Genomic DNA, 3936 nt, shown 5'->3' with positions numbered 1-3936 from the left:
ACGACCACCTGCCCGCCGGTCCGCAGCCGCAGCGCGAAAGGACCGGCGGTCGGCACGTCGCCGGCGAAGCGGCCCATGGCGTCGGCCGTGAGGGTGGCGGGCGCGGCCGACTGGGGGCCGCCGAGCACCTCGATGCGGGCCGGCTGCGGGGGCAGCACCTGCCCCATCACGCCCTGCTCCGTCACCTCGACGTCGACGGTCAGCTCACCGGCGCGGAAGGTCAGCATCCGCGGCGCGTCCGTCACTCCCCTGACCGGGATGGCGTCGACCAGTGAGTCGAAGGTGAGCTCGGCGAGCCGGGCGTCCAGATCACGCAGCATGAACGCCTCGACGGCCAGGCGCCGCAGCTCGGCCGGCACCGGATCCAGGATGGCGGCGGCACCTCGGAGTTCTCCCTCCAGCAGGCCGTCGTCGAACTCCGCGTCGTTCAGGACGGCTTCGTCGTAGCCGTCGTCGCTGTTGTCGTGGTGGGCGTTCACAGTGCTCCCCGTGCGTCGAGTCGGGCTCGCAGGCGGCGCAGACAGCGCTGGCGCAGCGGCCCGATGCTGCCGACGGCGATGCCCAGGGCGGCGGACACCTCCTGGTAGCTGGGCGGCGGCGAGGCCATCAGGACCCGCAGCAACTGCCTGCAGCGCTCGCCGAGTTCCTCGAACTCCTGCCACAGCCGTCGGACGCGCTCGCTCTGCGCGGCGGCCTCCTCGGAGTCGAGCACCGACTGTTCCGGCGTACGGTCCTCACTGACCCGGTCCAGGAGCTGCGGGTCATCGGTCGGCGTCAGCCGCCGTAAACTCCTGAGGACCTTCAGACTTTCGTGCCGTGCGGTGCTCGCCAGCCACGCGCCCGCCTTGTGCGGTTCACGGATCCGCCCGAGATGCTGGGCGAAACGGAACCAGACGGTCTGGTAGACCTCGTGCGCGTCGGCATCGGAGAGCCGGTGTGCGCGCACGACGGACCACACCAGCGGGCTCAGCCCTTCCACCAGCGCTTTCCAGGCCGCCGCGTCGCCGTCGACGGCGGACTGGACGAGCGTGCCGACATCTGCACGGTCCACGGCCCCACCCCTCGTGTACGGCAAGTCATCGTACGCGGTGGCGGGGACGGTTACGGCCCTCATGCCCCAGGAGTGAGGGTCACGACCGGCACCGGGCGCCACGTGGGCGGACGCAGGGCCGGCACATGGGCGCCGCGCACCGACGCGAACTCCGTGTTCGCCGCGAGCAGTTGCTGCCCGGCGGCGCGCGGGTCGCGCTCCTTGTGCGCGACCATGTGGGACGCGATCATCCCGGCGACCACCGGGGTGGCGAAGGAGGTGCCGCTCCATTGCGCGAACCCCTCGAACATCACCTGGTCCGGCTTGCTCGCGGTGGTTCCCTGCTCCTCGCTCAACACGCCGGTGTGCCGGGGGTTCTGGCAGGTGCAGGCGTAGGTGAAACCGTAGCGGCAGGCCTCGTACGTGGAGTGCTGGTAGACGTACGGGACGGGCGCGTCGAAGCCGGTGAGGGAGCTGGTGAGGCGCTCGCCGGGCGCGTAGACCTTCACCCAGGCGCCGTGGTTGCTGAAGCAGGCGCCGAACTCGCCGTCGCTGCGCAGCGCTCCGACCGACAGCACGGTGTTCTCGTAGCCGGGCAGGTCGGCGTAGGCGGCGGGCCAGAAGGGGGTGGCGCTGCCGTTGTTGCCGGCCGCGGCGACCAGCAGGGTGCGCTGGGTGCGCAGTTCCTCCATGAAGGCCTGCACGCCGAGCAGGCCGTCGGTGCGGCCGTTGGGGGTGCCGGCGGACAGGCTGAGGATGTCGGGCCAGCCGCTCTTGTCGACGGCCTCGAACAGTTTGTCGCCGAACTCCGACTCCAGGATGGCGCCCGCGTCGTTGAGGGTGTTGCGGACGGTGAGGTCGGTGTTGGGTGCGACGGCGGCGACGAGTCCGGCGATGAACGTGCCGTGTCCGACGTACTGCTGGAGGATGCCGTTGTCGTCGGTCTCCTTGATCTGGGCGTCGCCCTGGGTGTGGGCCAGCAGCGGGTAGGAGCGGTAGTCCTTCATCAGGCCGGTGTCGATCACGAGGACGCCGATGGCGGTGTCCGGGTCGTGCAGCGCCTCGGCCGCGGCGGGGTTGGGCTGCTCGGTGGGCGGGGCGGGTACGGGTTCGTCGCCGGGGCAGGCGTTGACCGGCGCGATGTGCACGACGTGGTTGCGGCTGACCAGCCTGCGACCGGCACGTCCCTCCGCGGCGCTCAGCGCGCGCAGGGCGCTTGCCACGGCACGGTCGCCGCGCTGGTCGCCCTGTCCGGGGTCTCCGACCTGGATGCGGGTGATCCCGGAGCGGTTGGTCTCGGAGCTCGCCCGGCGCACGCTCTCGGCGACCAGGCCGGTGGTCTCGGTGAAGTGGGCCCGTACGGTGTCCTCGACGAGCCGGGCCTCCTCGCCGTCGCGGGCGATCACTACGCCCTTCTCGTAGAGGAACTCGGCGGAGTCGTCCGGGCCCATCGCCAGGGGGACGTCGGGCATCGAGCGCTGGATCTGGTCGAACTGCTCGCGGAATCGCTGTGGTGCCATGGCGTGTTCCTCCCGGTGGGGCATCGGTCGACAAGTAGAGCCGCGGGACGGCTGATTGATACAGAGACAATCCCGTGTGGCACGGTTCCTGGGCCACTACCATCCGAGGGGTGACAGCGGGAAGCGACTCGGTTCTCGAACTGCTGCCGATGGTGTTCGCCGCTCCCAACGATGCGCTGGCAGGGGCGCAACGGGTGCTCGACACCGGTCCGCCGCCGTTGTACGCCTCCGTCGCCCACCAGGTGATCGGTATCTGGCAGCGGGACTTCGGCGACCTGCGGATCGCCCTGCACCATCTGCGCCGCGCCCGTGACCTCGCGGCGCGCGCGGAGTCGGCCGATCGGGAGGCGGACGTCCTCGGCACGCTCGGCGTGGCGCTGGTCCACGCGGGGCGCACCCGGCAGGGCCTGGCCGCGTTCGAACGGGGTGTCCTGCGCGGCACCGGGCACACCCGGGCGCGCGTCCTGTACCGGCGGGCGTACGTGTGGTGGGTGCTGGGCCATCATCGCCGGGCGCTGGAGGACGTACGCCGGGCGATTCCGGTGCTGCGGCAGGCGGACGACGTGATCTGGACGGCGCGGGCGCTGACGCTGCGGGCGACCGTGCATCTGGCGCTGGGCGCGGTGGAGCGGGCGGACGCCGACTTCACCGCGGCCGAGGCGCTGTGGGACACCACCGGCCAGGAGCACGACAAGGCCGACGCGGTGGAGAGCCGCGGCCTTGCCGCGTTCCGGTCGGGCGACGTCCCGGCGGCGCTGCGGCTGCTGGACGAGGCCGCGGAGCGGTACGCCAAGCTCGGCACGCCGTCGTTCATGCTGAACATCCGGCGCTGCGAGGTACTGATGGCGGCCGGGCTCGCTCCCGAGGCGCTGGCCGAGGCGGACGCGGCGATCGCGGTCCTCGACGGCATAGGAGGGCAGTCGACCCGCAAGGCGGAGCTGCTGCTGGCGGCCGCCCGTGCGGCCCGGCTGGCGGGCGATCCGCACACGGCGATCGCGCGGGCGGCGCTGGCGGTGCGGCTGTTCGCCGGGCAGCGGCGGACCTGGTGGGAGACGCACGCCCGGCTGGTGCTGATCGAGGCGCGGGTGGCCGCGGGACGCAGTTCGGGGCGGCTGGTCGCGGACGCCGCCGCGGTGGCCGACCGGCTGGCCGCGTTCGGGGCGCCGGCCGCGCCGGAGGCGTCGCTGCTCGCGGGCCGGATCGCGCTGGGCCTGGGCTGGCGCACGGACGCGGAGCGGCATCTGGCGGTCGCCGCCCGCAGCAGGCACAGCGGGCCGCCGCTGGCGCGGATGACGGGCTGGGCGGCGCAGGCGCTGCGGGCGCGGGCCGCAGGTTCCGGCCGAGGGGTTCTGGAGGCGTGCCGGCGCGGCCTGGACGTGTTGGACG

4 protein-coding genes are annotated in these 3936 nt (G+C 72.9%); 1 reads left to right on the top strand and 3 read right to left on the bottom strand.

What is annotated here, in order from left to right; all coding sequences use genetic code 11:
- The 3 genes from ACTWQJ_RS47890 to ACTWQJ_RS47880 form a co-directional block, all read right to left on the bottom strand.
- Window positions 1–479, bottom strand: a 479-nt coding sequence (locus ACTWQJ_RS47890; protein ID WP_443312650.1) for a hypothetical protein, incomplete at its 3' end; no start/stop codon positions are given.
- The gene (locus ACTWQJ_RS47885) at window positions 476–1114 is read right to left on the bottom strand and encodes an RNA polymerase sigma factor (RefSeq protein WP_443312649.1); all 639 of its coding nucleotides are present in this window, start codon (window positions 1112–1114) and stop codon (window positions 476–478) included. The genes ACTWQJ_RS47890 and ACTWQJ_RS47885, both read right to left, overlap by 4 nt.
- Window positions 1111–2550, bottom strand: a complete 1440-nt coding sequence (locus ACTWQJ_RS47880) for a S8/S53 family peptidase (protein ID WP_443312648.1) — start codon at window positions 2548–2550, stop codon at window positions 1111–1113. The genes ACTWQJ_RS47885 and ACTWQJ_RS47880 overlap by 4 nt, the downstream gene beginning before the upstream one ends.
- 110 nt (window positions 2551–2660) lie before the next feature.
- Between ACTWQJ_RS47880 and ACTWQJ_RS47875 the strand changes: the two genes are divergently transcribed.
- Window positions 2661–3936: tetratricopeptide repeat protein (locus ACTWQJ_RS47875; protein ID WP_443312647.1), on the top strand; the 1276-nt coding region annotated here is incomplete at its 3' end.

Origin of the sequence: Streptomyces sp. KR55 (genome assembly GCF_052245645.1) — a bacterium.
GTDB lineage: Bacteria > Actinomycetota > Actinomycetes > Streptomycetales > Streptomycetaceae > Streptomyces > Streptomyces flavusporus.
Note: the sequence above shows the minus strand (reverse complement) of the source record. Positions and strands in the feature narration are given on the sequence as shown.

Coding starts and splice junctions, on each gene's coding strand:
- ACTWQJ_RS47885 (WP_443312649.1), bottom strand. CDS start 1,114: ATGAGGGCCGTAACCGTCCCCGCCACCGCGTACGATGACTTGCCGTAC.
- ACTWQJ_RS47880 (WP_443312648.1), bottom strand. CDS start 2,550: ATGGCACCACAGCGATTCCGCGAGCAGTTCGACCAGATCCAGCGCTCG.